This is a genomic window from Pyramidobacter piscolens W5455 (assembly GCF_000177335.1).
GTDB lineage: Bacteria > Synergistota > Synergistia > Synergistales > Dethiosulfovibrionaceae > Pyramidobacter > Pyramidobacter piscolens.
The window spans coordinates 1-15,425 of the sequence record NZ_ADFP01000113.1; the positions used below are offsets into that span (position 1 = coordinate 1).

At 63.0% G+C, this 15,425-nt stretch carries 14 protein-coding genes; 10 read left to right on the top strand and 4 right to left on the bottom strand.

What is annotated here, in order from left to right; all coding sequences use genetic code 11:
* The first annotated feature begins 46 nt into the window (after positions 1–46).
* From HMPREF7215_RS09615 to HMPREF7215_RS09650, 9 genes are all read left to right on the top strand, one after another.
* Complete coding sequence (locus HMPREF7215_RS09615) at positions 47–1,171, top strand: ABC transporter substrate-binding protein (protein ID WP_009165659.1); 1,125 nt, start codon at positions 47–49, stop codon at positions 1,169–1,171.
* 9 nt (positions 1,172–1,180) lie between these two features.
* On the top strand, positions 1,181–1,714 hold the full coding sequence (locus HMPREF7215_RS12515) for an ABC transporter substrate-binding protein (RefSeq protein ID WP_050768907.1): 534 nt from the start codon (positions 1,181–1,183) through the stop codon (positions 1,712–1,714).
* Complete coding sequence (locus HMPREF7215_RS09620) at positions 1,711–2,688, top strand: ABC transporter permease (protein WP_009165661.1); 978 nt, start codon at positions 1,711–1,713, stop codon at positions 2,686–2,688. Before HMPREF7215_RS12515 ends, HMPREF7215_RS09620 begins: the two co-directional genes overlap by 4 nt.
* On the top strand, positions 2,685–3,938 hold the full coding sequence (locus HMPREF7215_RS09625) for an ABC transporter permease (RefSeq protein ID WP_009165662.1): 1,254 nt from the start codon (positions 2,685–2,687) through the stop codon (positions 3,936–3,938). The genes HMPREF7215_RS09620 and HMPREF7215_RS09625 overlap by 4 nt, the downstream gene beginning before the upstream one ends.
* A complete protein-coding gene (locus HMPREF7215_RS09630; protein ID WP_009165663.1) occupies positions 3,925–4,680 on the top strand; it encodes an ABC transporter ATP-binding protein in 756 nt (251 codons plus the stop codon). The genes HMPREF7215_RS09625 and HMPREF7215_RS09630 overlap by 14 nt, the downstream gene beginning before the upstream one ends.
* A gap of 12 nt (positions 4,681–4,692) precedes the next feature.
* Positions 4,693–5,493: an ABC transporter ATP-binding protein gene (locus HMPREF7215_RS09635; RefSeq protein WP_009165664.1), complete on the top strand. Its 801-nt coding sequence runs from the start codon at positions 4,693–4,695 to the stop codon at positions 5,491–5,493.
* A 223-nt stretch (positions 5,494–5,716) separates the two neighbouring features.
* Entirely contained in the window at positions 5,717–7,150 is a 1,434-nt protein-coding gene (locus HMPREF7215_RS09640; RefSeq protein ID WP_009165666.1) for a lipoprotein, read from the top strand.
* An 84-nt stretch (positions 7,151–7,234) separates the two neighbouring features.
* Entirely contained in the window at positions 7,235–8,044 is an 810-nt protein-coding gene (locus HMPREF7215_RS09645) for a DUF4428 domain-containing protein (RefSeq protein ID WP_009165667.1), read from the top strand.
* Positions 8,045–8,477: 433 nt separating this feature from the next.
* Complete coding sequence (locus tag HMPREF7215_RS09650; protein WP_040551093.1) at positions 8,478–9,569, top strand: PTS transporter subunit IIC; 1,092 nt, start codon at positions 8,478–8,480, stop codon at positions 9,567–9,569.
* Positions 9,570–9,706: 137 nt separating this feature from the next.
* On the opposite strand, the gene HMPREF7215_RS09655 is transcribed toward HMPREF7215_RS09650, so the two are convergent.
* From HMPREF7215_RS09655 to gyrA, 4 genes are read right to left on the bottom strand one after another with little or no spacing between them, the layout of a single operon-like run.
* A complete protein-coding gene (locus HMPREF7215_RS09655) occupies positions 9,707–10,486 on the bottom strand; it encodes an alpha/beta hydrolase (RefSeq protein ID WP_009165670.1) in 780 nt (259 codons plus the stop codon).
* Between the two features lie 52 nt (positions 10,487–10,538).
* On the bottom strand, positions 10,539–11,303 hold the full coding sequence (gene pssA / locus HMPREF7215_RS09660) for a CDP-diacylglycerol--serine O-phosphatidyltransferase (RefSeq protein ID WP_009165671.1): 765 nt from the start codon (positions 11,301–11,303) through the stop codon (positions 10,539–10,541).
* Between the two features lie 31 nt (positions 11,304–11,334).
* Entirely contained in the window at positions 11,335–11,952 is a 618-nt protein-coding gene (locus HMPREF7215_RS09665; protein ID WP_009165672.1) for a phosphatidylserine decarboxylase, read from the bottom strand.
* 3 nt (positions 11,953–11,955) lie between these two features.
* Positions 11,956–14,571 carry a DNA gyrase subunit A gene (gene gyrA, locus HMPREF7215_RS09670; protein ID WP_009165673.1) on the bottom strand — a complete coding sequence of 872 codons (2,616 nt, stop codon included), beginning with the start codon at positions 14,569–14,571 and terminating at the stop codon, positions 11,956–11,958.
* A gap of 191 nt (positions 14,572–14,762) precedes the next feature.
* On the opposite strand from gyrA, the gene HMPREF7215_RS09675 reads away from it, so the two are divergent.
* Positions 14,763–15,425 (top strand): DUF554 domain-containing protein (locus HMPREF7215_RS09675; protein ID WP_050768908.1); only part of this gene is annotated, 663 nt, incomplete at its 3' end.

Genomic DNA, 15,425 nt, shown 5'->3' on the forward strand with positions numbered 1-15,425 from the left:
TCAAAGACGATGCGGGTCGCATCGGATCCCCAATGAGGTGATCGGAATGAAAAAAGTCGCGGCGCTGACGGCGCTGCTTCTGTGCTGCGCCTGGCCGTCGTCGGGCGCGCCGGCCTTCGATCCGGAAAAAGTGACCGGGCCGCGAATCGAAAAGCTGTGCCTGGTCATCGTCGCCAACGCCGATGCGCAGGTGCTGGCGGCGGAGAACGGCGAGCTCGACATCGTCGGCGACATCGCCCGCCCCGCGGACATCGATCGCCTGAGCGCCGATCCGAATCTGGAAATGTCGCTGGCGCGCGGCTTTCATGCGTTCTTCCTGCTCATGAACAACACCCGCGCCCCGTGGAACGATCGGATCGTCCGCCAGGCGGCGGCTCAGTCCATCGACCGCAACAGCATGGTGCGCAGCATTTATTCCGGCTACTGCGAGCCCATCAACGGCTGGCTGCCGCCCGTTTCGCCATGGGCGAGCCCGGACGGCACGCGCAATATTTTCGACCGTGCCGCCGCCTGCGAGAAACTGCTTTCCTGCGGCTACCGCTTCAACTTTGCGGGAAAACTGACGGCTCCCGACGGCCGCCCGCTGCCCAAAATCACGCTGCTGGCGCCGCTGGCCCGCGTGGCGCCGACCACGGCGGAAATGGCGGAGCGCCTCGCCGACTCTCTGAACGCCGCCGGCTTCGACGTGGAAGTGGAACCGCTGGACTTTTCCGCCATGGTCGCGCGCCTGGATCGCAAGGACTATTCGCTGGCGGTGCTGGGCTGGTCCATGGGGCGCAATCCCGATTCGCTTTACAGCTTTTACCATAGTGCCATGGACGTTGCCGGCGGTTACAACATGACCGGCACTCACGACGCGGCGCTCGACGCGGCGCTGACGAAACTGCGCTTCGCGCCCGACAAGGCTTCGGCGAAACGGGCGTCGGCGGAAGCGCAGCGCCTGCTCGGCGAACTGGTGCCGTCGGTGCCCGTTTACAGCCGCTTCTCCGTGGCGGCCGTCTCGAAAAAATGGCGGAATGTGCTGTCGACGGACAGGATCACCGCCGACAACATGTGGACGTTGATGATGGCCGAACCGCGCGACGGGAGGACGCGCACCATGACCATGGCGCTGGCCGAGGAACCGCGCAGCCTGAATCCATTTACCGCCAGCAGCGCCTATTCGTGGTAGGTGCTCGGCATGGTCTATGAGGGCCTGCTCGCTTCCAACCCTTTCACGCTCGAGGACATCCCCGCTCTGGCGGAAGAATGGCGCGTCGAGACGGCGGGCGAAGGCGCCGCCGCTCATACCGTGCTGCGCTTCCGGCTGAAGGAGAATCTGCGATGGAATGACGGCACGCCGCTGACGGCCGGCGACTTGAAGGCGACGATCGATTTCGTCCATAAAAACGAAATTCCCCGCTTCTTCGACGCCGTCAAGGACGTGGCGAAAACGGAGGCGCCGAACGCCCGCGAGCTGACGGTGACCATGAAGGGCGTGAGCTACTGGTATCTCGACAACGTCGCCGGGCTGCCCTGGATGCCGGCGCGGATCGTGGAAAACGTCAAAGACTGGCAAAACTGGGACCCCCTCGACCACGAAGAGAAATTCGGCCCGTGCGGCCTCGTCGGCGCCGGCCCCTTCATGCTCGAGGAATACCGCCCCGGCGAGTACGTGATGATGAAACGCAATCCCTGTTATCTGCGGCTGCCGGAGGAGGTGGAAAGACGATGAGAAAAAACTGGCTGCTGTGCCGCGTGCTGGCCTCGCTGGCCGTGCTGGCGGCAGTGCTGGCGCTGAACTTCGTCCTTTTCCGGGTGATGCCTGGCGACGCCGTGAGCACCATCATCGACCCGAACTTTTCGCCGCAGGCCAAGGAACGCCTGCGTGAACTCTACGGGTTGGAGCGCCCCCTGCTGGAACAGTTCTTTTTGTATCTGAAGCAGATGCTGACGTTCCGTTTCGGCCTGTCGTTCCTGAGCCGAAAACCCGTTTGGGACGAGCTGCTTTCGCGCTTGCCCGGCACGCTGATCTTGATGTCGCTGGCCATGCTCTGCTCGGCGGCGCTGGGCGTTTGGCTCGGCGTGAAGGCGGCGGTGAAACGCGGATCATGGCTGGAACGAACGGTCCTGCGCGTCGGCGCGGTGATGTCGTCGTTCCCGGGCTTTTTTGTGCAGCTGGTGCTGCTCATGCTACTGGCGCACGACTTCCCGATCTTTCCGTTGCGCGGCAGCCTGTCGGTCCCCGCCCCGTCGGGCGCTTGGGCGCTGCTGGCCGACCGCGCCTGGCATCTGGTGCTGCCGGTGCTGTCGTTGACGTTGATGGGCTTCGGCGGCTGGGCGCTGTACGTGCGCAATCTGATGGTCCGCGCGCTTGGCGAAGATTACGTGCTGATGGCTCGCGCCCGCGGCTTGACGAGACGCCGCGTGATTTACGGACATGCCTTCCGCACGATCCTGCCGCCGCTCGTGACGATCCTGCTGATGTCGGTGCCGGGACTCGTTTCCGGCGCGGTGATCACCGAGACGGTCTTCTCGCTGCGCGGCGTAGGGGCGTTTTTGCTCGAGGCGCTTTCGGGCCATGATTATCCGGCGGCGGGGGCTTCCTTTTATTTGCTGGCGCTGATCACGGTCGTCTGCAACCTGCTGGCCGACGTCGCCTATGGACTGGTCGACCCGCGCGTGCGCCTCGAGGGGATGAACCGATGAGCGGTTTTTTCAGGCGGGCTTCCTTTTGGTCCCTTGTCTTCATCGCCGCGGCGGGAATCGTCGGTCCGCGGCTGCTGGACGACCCCGCCGACGTCGTGGGAGCGCCGTTTGCCCGGCCGCTCTGGTGGCGAGGGGATCTTTCGACGTCGAAAACGGCGGAGATCTCGGTTGCCGGCGGACGCGCGACGTTGGCGCAGGACGGTTTTGCAAAAGACGGCGACGGCCTGCGGGCCGGCGCGTCGGGCCTGGCCTTCGACTGGAAAACGCAGCCGGCGGCGATTTTCGCGCTGGAGGGCGAGATCACGGCGAATCCCGACCGGACGGTGACCGTGACGTGGCGCACCCCGGAAAAGGATTTTGAGTTGGTGCGCTGTGACGGACAGGAAAAGTATTGGCTCAATCTGGACGCGCGGGACATGATCTTCAAGCAGCGTCTTGGATTGCCGTTGATCGGCCGCGGCACGGAGCGGCTTTTTCCGCAGCGGGGGCGTTATGAACTGGCGGTCGGCGGCGCGGAGAATTTTCGCCTCAAACTGATCCTGCGCGGTCAGAAACAGGGATTGCTGGGCACCGACCAACGCGGGCGCGACGTTCTTGCCCTGTTGCTGAACGGCATCGGCACGTCGCTGACGGTCGGCATCAGCGCGACGCTGGCGGCGACGCTGCTGGGTCTCGGCTTCGGGCTGACGGCCGGTTACGTGGGCGGCTGGATCGACGCTCTGATCATGCGCGTCGTGGACATCCTGCTGGCGATCCCCACGCTGCCGATTTTGATGACGTTGGCCGGTTTGTGGGGCAAAGGACTGTGGCAGCTTGTGCTGATCCTGTCGATTTTTTCGTGGATGGGAACGGCCCGTTCGGTGCGCGCGCTGACGCTGACCGTCCGCGAAAGTCCGTGGGTGGAGGGATTGAAGGCGCTCGGCGCGAAAAAAAGTTATATTCTTCGGCGTCATCTGGTCCCCGAGACGGCGCCGATCGTGCTGGCCAATCTGGCTCTGGGGGTGCCGGGCGCAATTCTGGCGGAAGCGGGGCTGGCTTTTCTGGGATTGTCGGATCCGCGCCTGGTGTCGTGGGGGCGAATGCTGCACGAAGCGCACTCTTTCGGCGCGTTTACCGAAGGCGCGTGGTGGCTGATCGTGCCGCCCGGTCTCGGCATCGTGTCGCTGTGTCTGATCTTTATGGACATGGGGCGTTTCCTTGAAGAGCGCATCGACCCGCGGCTGAGAGGGGAAGATCATGCTGAACGTTGAAGAGCTCCGCGTCCGTTACGCCGGCCAGTCTCATGAGGCGGTTTCGGGGGTGTCGTTCGACGTGCCGCAGGGAGCTTTCGTCGGCCTTGTCGGGGAATCGGGCAGCGGCAAGACCAGCGTCGTCATGGCGGCGCTGGGGCTTCTGCCTGCGAGCGGCGTCGCAACCGGCGCCATCATCTTCGCCGGTCAGAACCTTCTGGCGCTCGACGAGGAATCGCTGCGCCGCCTGCGCTGGAAAAAAATCGCGCTGGTGCCGCAGGGGGCGCAGAATTCCTTCACGCCCGTCAAAACGATCGGGGCCCACATCGAGGAAGTTCTGCGCGTTCATCTGCGCCTGCGCGGCGGGGCGGCCAAGGCGCGCGTCGCCGAGCTGCTGACGGAAGCCGAACTGGACGCCGCCGTCGCCCGTCGTTATCCTCACGAACTGTCCGGCGGCCAGAAACAGCGCGCCGCCATCGCCCTGGCGCTGGCCTGCGAACCGTCGCTGCTGCTGGCCGACGAACCGACCACGGCGCTTGACGTGATCACCCAGGCCGGCATTCTCGGATTGCTGCGCCGGCTGCAGCGGGAAAAGCGGCTGACCGTGCTGCTTGTGACCCACGACCTGCCCATGGCCGCGTCCGTCTGTTCACGGCTTTTCGTGATGAAAGACGGCCGACTGGTCGAGCGCGGCGCACCGGAAGATCTGTTGACGGCGCCCCGTCATCCCTACACGCGCCGGCTCGTGCGCGCGATACTTTGAGGCGAAGGGGAGATGGCTGTGGAAGCGACGATTCGGGTGCAAAATCTTTTCGTGAGCTTTCGTTCCAAGAACGGCGGCGAACATCGGGCGATCGCGGGGCTTTCCTTCGCCGTGAAAAAGGGGCGGACGCTGGCCGTCGTCGGCGAATCGGGCAGCGGCAAAACCACGCTGCTGCGCGCGCTGATCGGCCTCGTGCCGCCGGAGGCGGGATCGGTGGCGCTTTTCGGGCACGATCTGCAGGAACTCGCCGCGGCGGATCTTTCGAAAATACGCCAGCGCTGCGGTTACGTGCCGCAGGATCCGTACGGAGCGCTGCCGCCGTCGCTGACCGCGCTGGGCGCTGTGATGGAACCGGCGGCGATCGCCCGGCGCGGCCATACAAAAGAAGACGTTCGTGCCAGAGCCAAAGCGCTTCTGGCCGAGCTGGGGCTGACGGGCGATCGTGTCCTTAACTCCCGCGCCGTCGGGCTTTCGGGCGGCCAGCGCCAGCGCGTCGAACTGGCCCGGGCGCTGATGCTCGGGCCGGAATTGCTGCTCTGCGACGAACCGACCTCCATGCAGGACGCGTCGACGCGCGGCGACATCATCGCGGTGCTGCGCCGACACGTGGAGCGCGGCATAAGCCTGATTTTCGTCACGCACGACCTGAAGCTGGCGGCCCGCGCCGCCGAACGCATCCTCGTCATGCAGCGCGGGCGCCTTTGCGAGGAAGGGCCCGCCGCCGAAGTGCTGTCTCGTCCTCAGGCTTCCTACACAAAGGCTCTGATCGCGGCGATCCCCGTGCTGCCGGCGAGACCGCTTCCCAAGGCGTGACTCGTAACTGAAAAGGAAACGTTTGTACCGAGAGCGGGCATGATGTTATCTTGACATACGTTTGTTATAGTTTCACCCGAACGGGTGATGCTTTTTTCCACGCGGCGAGTATGCTGATATCGGCTTCAAAAACGTGTGCGGGCATCCGGCGGGGGCTGGATAAAGAAAGACGTTTTTCGTCGCCGCGCGGCGGGGAAAGCGCGTTTGCGAAAGGAGCATGGCGATGAAGAACATTTCTGCGCGAAAAGTTATGAGTGTTGTGACGGCGGCGGGATTGGCCGCCTGTGTGTGCGGCGCGGCCCGGGCCGAAGTCAAAAAGATCGAGGCGACCTATTTCACGCTGGATTACGAGACCGACGCGGGCTGGACCTTCGACGAGAAAAAAGACCTCAAGGACAGCCAGAAGGCTTCGACGCTGCGGATCCACATCCCCAGCGCGGCCGATGCCAAGAAGAGCGACGCGCTGGTGGACATCAAGGCGAATATCGAAAATCAGTCGAACTTCCGCCGTTATCTCGAACAACTTGGCTTCGACCCGTACGAATACGCGGAAAAGCGTTCCTACACGCTCGTCCCGGTGGGCGGCGTGGACTGCCTCGTCAAAGAAGATTCGTCTAGGATCGACTATCTCGCCCGCGTCGAGGGCGCCGGCGAGACCATTCAGATTTCGGCCAATTCCAAGGAAAAGCTGGAAGACGTCACAACGCTGCTGAAGGGACTTCAGTTCAAAGTCGCCGACGCTGGCAAAAAGGACGGCCCCTGGTACTGGAACGGCACGCCCTACGCCAGCGCCGAGCACTCCGCGGAAGTCGGCTCCGCGACGCTGAACAGCAAACACGTCCCCATCGACCCCATCATCGTCCAGTCCGTGATCGGCGGCAACCGCATCTGGTCCGACGGTGCCAGGGCGTATATCCTCAGCAACGCCTGCAAGCTCGCCGAGTATACCCTCGACGGCGGCAAACTGGTCAAGAAGGCCGACATCGAGCTTGACGCCAAATCCAACTACCAGACCATGACCGTCACCGACGACGGCGCGATCTGGCTGGGCGGAGTCGGCTCCGGCTCCTGCCGCATCAAGGACGGCGCTGTCGAGAAAATCAAAGGGCCGCGCGAACTGGTCATGCACCCCTCGGGGAGCTGGGGACTCGAGCGCTACGGCCGCAAGGGCGCGGAGATGAAGAAGTACGAGATCGCCGCGGACGGGACTGTCACGACCGTCGACTTTCCTCTGGCCGAGATCGACTCTATGGTCAACGCCTATCTGCGCATCGACGCCAACCACATCTATATCAGCGGCCGCGAAGCCGGCTCCAAGGAGACGGCGCTTTTCGTCTACGACCACGGCGGCAAACTGGAAAAGATTCTCAAGGAACCGGCCAAAAACTCCATGGGCGGCGTCTACTTCGCGGGCGAAACCGCCAACGGCTTCGTCGCCCTGCCGCTGCAGAGCGTCGTCATTCTGTGGGACAAGGAAGGCAATCCGATCGGCCGCCTCAATGACGTCAAAAAACTCTACGACAGCCCCACCACCGGCGTGACCAACAACGAGAACGGCGTCCTGCTGCCCGACGGCGGCCTGCTGACGCTGACCCGCCGCGAGCGCGCCGACAAGTCCACCTACGAACTCGTCGTGTTCCGCGTCGACGGATTCTAGAGCTCGTTTATCGTTGAAGAAACGGCCTCCGGCTCCTTTTCAGGAGTGCCGGCAGGCCGTTTTTCGAAAAAAGGAGGGAAAATCATGGCCCTGTTCAGCAAGGAACCCTGCGCGTTCTGCGGCAAAGAAGTCGGCATGATGAGCCGCAGCAAGATGAGCAGCAAGGATTACGTCTGCGACGACTGCCGCAAGAAGGGCAACCCCTTCGCGCGCGTCGACCATCTGACCAAGGATCAGGTCGCCGAGATGTTCGCGCGCTCGGAGCGCGACGAGAAGCTCCTCGACGGCGTGGAACTGAGCGACGAATATCTGGACGCCGGCAGGGGGAGGATCATCCATTTCCGCAGCCAGAAGGGCGGCGGCGACATCTTCACGATTTCCACGCCGGAAACGCAGCGCTACGAGCACCGTCCCGTGTTCTACTTCAGCAGCATCCGCAAGTGGAACCCCAGCGAGGCCTTCGTCGAGCGCAGCGTCGGCGCCGCGCCGCGCGAAGCCGTGCGCGACTACAGCACTCTGATCACGCTCAAGGAGAAACTGTCCGCCGACAAGAAAAACGACGGCTGGGAGCTCCGTATCCCTTACTTCGACGCCGCCGTTCCCGAGATCCTCATCAAAATTCCCAAAGAAGCCGACGCCGACAAAGTGCAGAGGTTCTACAGGAACATCTGCGGCATGTGCGACTATCGAGTGTCGCGCGGCATTCAAAACGCCCGCGACAAAGAGGAGCTGCAGGTGAAGAACGCCTACAAGACCGCCAACGAAGCGCTGAAAGCGGCGCTCAAGGGCGGCGACGTCAAGGAAGCGCTCGCCGAAGGCCTTCAGAAGTCGATCGACATCGACCAGGGCAAGATCAAGAAAAAGGGATTCTTCGCCAGGCTCTTCGGCCGGTGAGAGCTCGATCGCCGAAATGAACGGCCTCCGCGGGACGCAAAGGCGCAGGGAAACTTCGAAACGGAATATACAAAAAAAAGGGACGCCCCGATCGATTTCGAGGCGTCCTCTTTATTAATGAAAGCGGGCGAACCTGTTCGCGGGAAGAGGCATTTTCATGCTTTTTCCCGGAGGGGACGCCGCATGGTCTTCAATCTCCGCCGCGCGACAGCGGGGGCAGCCGCCGGATCTTTGAAAAAAGCCCCGTGCAATGGTAAAATCACACCGGTTCCCGGCCGGAAATATCGAATGCTCTCCGGCCTTGCCGCGGGACTGATAATGCGAGGCGGCGGTCGGGGAGAACCCTGACAGGACGATCGTCCCGGCTTGTCGGAACAGGCCGGGACGTTTGCTGTGCGAGGAGACTGAAAAAAATGAAAAGTGGGGGACGCAAGTGGAAAAGGTAAGACGATTTCTGCGCCGCAAGGACATCGACATTTCGGTCAGGCGATATTGCATCGACGCGCTGGGCGCGATGGCGCAGGGACTGTTTTGTTCGCTGCTGATCGGCACCATCATCAACACGCTGGGCATCCAGTTTCGGATTTCATGCCTGACGGAGCCCATCATCGCCATCAGAGGGACGGTCTACACCGTGGGCGGGCTTGCCTCGGTCATGAGCGGTCCGGCTATGGCCACGGCCATCGGCTATGCCCTGCACTGCCCGCCGCTCGTGCTGTTTTCGCTCGTTTCGGTCGGCTTTTCCGCCAACGCGCTTGGCGGCGCCGGCGGGCCGCTGTCCGTCCTGTTTGTGGCGATCGTCGCGGCCGAGCTTGGAAAAGCTGTTTCCAGGGAAACCAAAGTTGACATTCTGGTCACGCCTCTCGTGACGATCGGAGTCGGCGCCGCTTTGTCCGCGTGGTGGGCTCCGGCGCTGGGCGAAGCCGCGATGAAAATCGGCAATATCGTCATGGTCGCGACGACGCTTCAGCCGTTTTGGATGGGGATCGTCGTTTCCGTCGTCGTCGGCCTGGCGCTAACGCTGCCGATCTCGTCGGCGGCGATCTGCGCGGCGTTGGGGCTGACGGGGCTTGCCGGCGGCGCGGCTGTCGCCGGCTGCTGCGCGCAGATGGTGGGCTTCGCCGTCATGTCCTTTCCGGAAAACCGATGGGGCGGCCTGATCTCTCAGGGGCTTGGCACTTCGATGCTGCAAATGGGCAACATCGTGAAAAATCCCCGCATATGGATCGCGCCTGTGGTGACCTCGGCGATCACCGGGCCGCTGGCGACGTGTCTTTTCCGGCTGGAAATGAACGGCGCGCCGGTATCTTCCGGCATGGGCACCTGCGGACTGGTCGGGCCGATCGGCGTTTATTCGGGCTGGGTCAAAGAGATCTCCGGCGGCGCGCGCGTTTCGGTCACGGCGGCAGACTGGACTGGGCTTCTGCTGATCGCGTTCGTGCTGCCTGCGGTCATCTGTCCGCTCCTGAATCTGGTTCTGCGGAAGATCGGCTGGGTGAAGCCGGGCGATCTGAAACTGAACTGATCAAAGAACGTCGCGACGATTCCCGGCGCCGGCAGCGCCCGGTTTACGTGAAGACACTCGATGAGGGCGGCCGGAAACGTCGCCCTCTAAAACAGACGCAGGCGGCGCTCCCCCTTGGGGAAGCGCCGCCTGTCGTTTCATGACGCGGCGAATAGCTGCGGCACGCGGCGGTAGATTTCTTCGAGCGGGCGGCGCGACGGCATTCCGCGCAAAAAGCGGAAGGAATGGTCGCTGCCGTCGATCTCGTAATATTTTTTGTCCGTCACGGCCAGCGCGTCGAAGATCCGGCGGCAGGCATCGGCCGGAAACGTGGCGTCCTCGCTGCCGCGAAAAACGCGCGCCCAGCGGACATCCACGTTGCGCGCGGCCTGAAGGAGACGGCCGTTTCGTTCGAGGCTGCTCAGGATCGGCAGCTTGAAAATTTCTTTGTTCTCGGAAAAGACCGTGTCGCCGCTGCCGCAGAGGATCAGACCTTCGATCCCTTGGGGCGCCGTTCCGCCGGTCATGGCGCCGCCGGCGATGAGCAGCGCGCTCAAGCCGCCCAGCGAAAAGCCCCAGAGCGTCAGCGGCAGGCGGGGATACAGGGCACGCGCGGCTTCGTAGGCATTGTGGAAATCTTCCAGTTCTTCGGCGTAGGTTTTGCCGTCGAAAGCGTCGTAAATCCAACGCAGCGGCACATTGGCGTAGTCATGGCGGTTGCGTACTTTGCGGCTGCTTTCGGCGAGGATGGGCATGATGCGGTTTTCCGCCAAAGCGGCGCCGATGCGGGCGTACTTGTTGCCCGGCTCCGAACTGGCGTTGCTGTGAACGCCGTGGAAAAGGAGCGCGGCTTTGCGCGGACGGTCGATGACGCCTGTGGTCAGAATCACCGTCTTGTCGCCGAAGGTGCCGTCGATGTAATTCTTTCTCCAGCGCATGACACCGCCTCCTTGGACAGAAATTAATAAAGAACAAAGACGAGAGGGCGCTTTACGCTGAACCGTTGCGTTCCTCCTGCTGCGGTTCCGGAAGGGACAGCCACGTTCCCCAGTCGAAACGGACGATGCCGCTGACCAAATAAATGGAGATCAGGATCAGCAGACCGCGTTGGCGCGCGGCGATGAACACGACCGCGGCGAAAGCCGCCAGGCCGTAAAGCTTGGCCTTGTTCATGAAGCCTTTTTTGATGGCTTTGAGATTTCCGTACGGCACCGACGAGATCATCAGAAAGCCGTCGACGGCGGTGAGAATGCCCATCAGCCAGGCGGGGACTTTGCCGATCAGCCCGGCCAGGACGATGGAAACGAGGAACAGGCCGCCGGCGGGAATGGGCAGGCCCTGAAAGGGGCCGGGGCGGTGCACGATGTTGAAGCGGGCCAGGCGCAGGGCGCCGCACAGCGCGAAAAACGCCGCGATCAGCGCGCCGACCACGCCGGGCAGGGCCTGCAACGAGGTGGAATAGACGAGGACGGCCGGCGCGACGCCGAACGAGACCACGTCGCCGAGGCTGTCGAATTCGACGCCGAAGTCGCTGCTTACGCCCATGGCGCGCGCGACTTTGCCGTCCATGAAGTCGAAGAACACGGCGCAGGGGATCATCCACGCCGCGGGCAGATAGTGGCCGCGGACGGTGAGGATCAGCGACAGCATGCCGCAGAGCAGGTTGCCGCTGGTGATCATGTTGGGGATGTTGTTGCGGATGGGGATCCCCCTGAGCCTCTTGCGGTAGTGCAGACGCAGTTTGATCTTTTTCATTGTTGGCCTCCTTTTGAGGATTGGCGCGGATTTATTTTTGGCCGCGGACGGCGATGACCGTCTGCCCGGCCGTGACTTTCTGGCCGATCTCCGCCGTGCATTTCAGCGAGAGGGGAAGATAAACGTCGACTTTGCTGCCGAACTTGATCATGCCGAAACGCTGCGCTCGTTCGAGCCGGTCGCCTTTTTTCAGGCGGCAGACGATGCGGCGCGCGACCAGTCCGGCGATCTGCGTCAGCAGCACGGGGCCGTCGGCGGACGAGTAGCCCACGTACATGCGCTCGTTCTCAAGCGACGCCTTGTCGGCGTTGGCGAACCATTTTTTGCCCGGAACGTATTCGAGGTATTCGACCGTCCCGGCCGAAGGCATGCGGTTCACGTGCACGCTGAAAACGTTCATAAAAATGCCGACTTTGAGCGCTTTGCCCGTGTAGGGATGTTCGGTTTCGTAAATCTCGATCACTTCGCCGTCGGCGGGGCTGACGAGCCCCGCGCCTTCCGGCGTGCGCTCGGGGTCGCGGAAGAACCAGAACACCAGCGCTGCCAGCGGCAGCATCACGATCAGCGTCCAGCGGTTCAGCCACGCCAGCAGCAGGGCGACGGCGGCGACGGCGCCCATGAAGAAAGAGCCGTCGGGAGCGAATTTCATGCGTTAGTCCTCCTTTTCGGGCTCGCTGCCGGAATCGGACGGGGCTCCGGCGTCCGGCGCGTCGAGGATGGCGCCGGGAACGTCTCCGAATTCCAGGCCGTCGTCGTCATCCTCGCCGAAAGGCAGCGTCGGCTCGACGGGGCGTTGCGGTGCGGGCTTCGGCTCCACGGCGCGGAGACCGCCGCTTTGGACCAGGTCTTCCTTGTGGATCAGCGAGACGTTGGCGACCTCGTCGCCGTTTTCGGGGCGGATCAGAATGGAGCCGGCCGCGTCGCGTCCCAGCTGCGGGATCGAATCGACGGCGAGGCGGATGATGTTGCCGCCGGCCGTCATCAGCGCCACTTCGTCGTCGGGAAAGACCGTGTTGGCCACGGCCAGCCGGCCGGTGCGGTCGCCGATGCGCATGGCGCGCTGGCCGCCGGTGGCGCGATGATGCACCGAGAACTCGTCGTAGGACGTGATCTTGCCGATGCCGCGCTGGCTGACCAGCAAGATGCGGCTGTCGCCGGCGATCACTTCGCAGGAGATGATCTCGTCGTCCTTGCCGAGCTTCATGGCTTTGACGCCGCGGGCGGAGCGTCCCATGGTGCGGATCTCGTCCTCGCTGATGCGCAGGCCGCGGCCCATGGCGCTGACGAGGAACAGGTCGTCGAGACCGTTGGTGCAGCGGATGCGCGCGATGTCGTCGCCGTCGTCGAGCGTCATGATCTGCCGTCCGGCGCGCGTGAGGTTTTGCAGTTCGCTCTTGTCCATGCGTTTGGCGATGCCGCGGCGCGTGATCAGCACGACGGTGCTGCAGTTGTCGGGGAAGCGCCCGAGGATCTCCACGACCGTTTCGCCTTCGCTCAGCGAGATGAACTGTTCGACCTTGCGCCCCTTGCCGGATTTCGTCTCGGGGACCATGTGCCCCTTGATGGCGAAGACCCTGCCGCGGCTGGTGAACAGCAGCACGTCGTTGTGCGTGGTGGTGACGACCATGCCGGCGACCTGATCCTCCTCGTGCAGGTTGGCGCCTCTGCGCCCCTTGCCGCCGCGGTTCTGCACATTGTAGTCCTTGAGCAGCGAACGGCGCAGATAGCCGTCCTTGGAAAGCGTGATGACGATGTTTTCTTCGGGCATCAAATCTTCGTAGGAGTCGGACGTGCTTTCGACGTGGAGCTGGATCTCGGTGCGGCGCTTGTCGCCGAACTTGTGGCGCAGTTCCGCGAGCTCGTCGCGGATAACGCCGTCGAGCGTTTTGGCGTCGGCGAGGATCTCCTGGTAACGGGCGATGTCGGCCAGCAGCTGCGCCATCTCCGCCGTCAGCTTGTCGCGCTCCAGTCCGGTGAGGCGCTGCAGGCGCATGTCGAGGATGGCTTGGGCCTGCTTCTCGGAGAACTGCAGCTGTTCGGTCAGGCCGTGGCTGGCCTCTTCTGCGGTCTGCGCGCCGCGGATGATGCGGATCACTTCGTCGATCATATCCAGCGCGCGGCACAGCCCCTCGATGATGTGTTCGCGTTCCTGGGCTTTGGCGAGGCGGAAGGCGGTGCGGCGGCGCACGACGTCGCGGCGGTAGTCGAGGAACACTTCGAGCATGCTTTTCAGTCCGAGCTCGACGGGGCGCTGATCGACGAGCGTCAGATTGATGACGCCGAAGGTGCTCTGCATCAGCGTGCGATTGTACAGCTGGCGCTGCACGAGCTCGGGATCGCCGTCGCGGTTCAGGTCGAGGACGATGCGCAGCCCCTGCCGGTCCGACTCGTCGCGCAGATCCGAGACGCCGTCGATGGTATGTTCCTGCACGCACTTGGCGATGCCCTCGATCAGCGTGGTCTTGTTGACCATGTAGGGGATTTCGGTGATGACGACGCTGGTCCGGCGCTTTCCCTCTTCGACGACGCAGCGTCCGCGGACGATGATCTTGCCGCGGCCGGTACGGTAGGCGTCGACGATGCCTTCGCGCCCCATGATGATGCCGCCGGTGGGGAAGTCGGGGCCGGGCAAATAATTCATCAGCTCGCCCAGTTCCGCTTCCGGATGGTCGATCAAACAGCAGAGCGCGTCGATCACTTCGCCGAGGTTGTGGGGCGGCATATTGGTGGCCATGCCGACGGCGATGCCGGTGCTGCCGTTGACGAGCAGATTGGGCACGAGGCTGGGCAGCGTCAAGGGTTCCTTCAGCGATTCGTCGAAGTTCGGCCCCCAGTCGACGGTGTCTTCGTCGATGTCCTGCAACATTAGTTCGCCGAGCTCGGCGAAGCGGGCTTCGGTGTAACGCATGGCGGCCGCGCCGTCGCCGTCGACGGAGCCGAAGTTTCCCTGCCCGTCCACGAGCGGATAGCGAAGGTTCCAGGGTTGCGCCAGGCGCACCATGGTGTCGTAGATCGAGGCGTCGCCGTGGGGGTGGTACTTGCCCATGACTTCGCCGACGACGCGCGCCGACTTTTTGTAAGCCTGATTGTGGCGGATGCCCAGCCCCAGCATGCCGTACAGCACGCGGCGCTGCACGGGCTTGAGCCCGTCGCGGGCGTCGGGCAGCGCGCGGCCGACGATGACGCTCATCGCGTAGTCGAGATAGCTTCTTTTTATTTCCGGGACGAGCGGATTCGGTATGACCCGTCCCATCTCCTGTTCTTCCATGCCTGAACCTCCATTGACAGAAGCTGGATGCGCTTCTTTTTTTCAAATCGCTCTCATGCTTTTAACCTAACCATTTTACCATCTTTAGCGGGGTTCTGCCCAATGATTTTAAATGGTTATATTTTGTCGGAGCCATTTTCTTCGCCCGCGGTGATATAATGCACGTACTTGTTTTTAAGGGAGGTTTTCTTTTGAACCTGTGGCAGACGATTCCCCTGTATGGATCGGTCGTAAACGTGCTGGCGGTCGCGGCCGGCAGTTTAGCAGGCTTCACGCTGCGTCGCCGCGTCGACGAAGAGATCATGAAGCTGCCCATGCAGTGCCTCGGCGTGTTTACCGTTTCCATCGGCATGGGCATGGCGCTGAAGACGCAGAACATGCTGATCGTGGTCTTCAGCCTCTGCGCCGGTTCGATCGTCGGCGGCCTGCTGGACATCGACGGCCGCATCGAACGCGCCGCCGGCAGAATACAAAATCGCTTCAAGAGTTTGGATTCGAATTTTTCGCAGGGCGTTATGGCGGCCACGTTGATTTTCTGCGTCGGTTCCATGGCTGTACTCGGCTCTTTCGAAGAGGGGCTGGGCGGCTATCCGACGCTGCTGTTGACCAAGTCGATGATGGACGGCCTGATGTCGGTGGCGCTGGCGGCGTCGCTGGGACTCAGCGTCGCTTTTTCGGCCGTGCCCGTGTTCGTCTATCAGGGCGTGCTGACGCTGGCCGCGCGATTCATCCAGCCGCTCATGACCGAAGCGGCGACGGCGGAAATGACGGCGACCGGCGGCGTTATGCTCATCGGCGTCGGTCTGTCGATCCTCGGCCTGGTCAAGATGAAACTGATGAACGCCCTGCCGGCT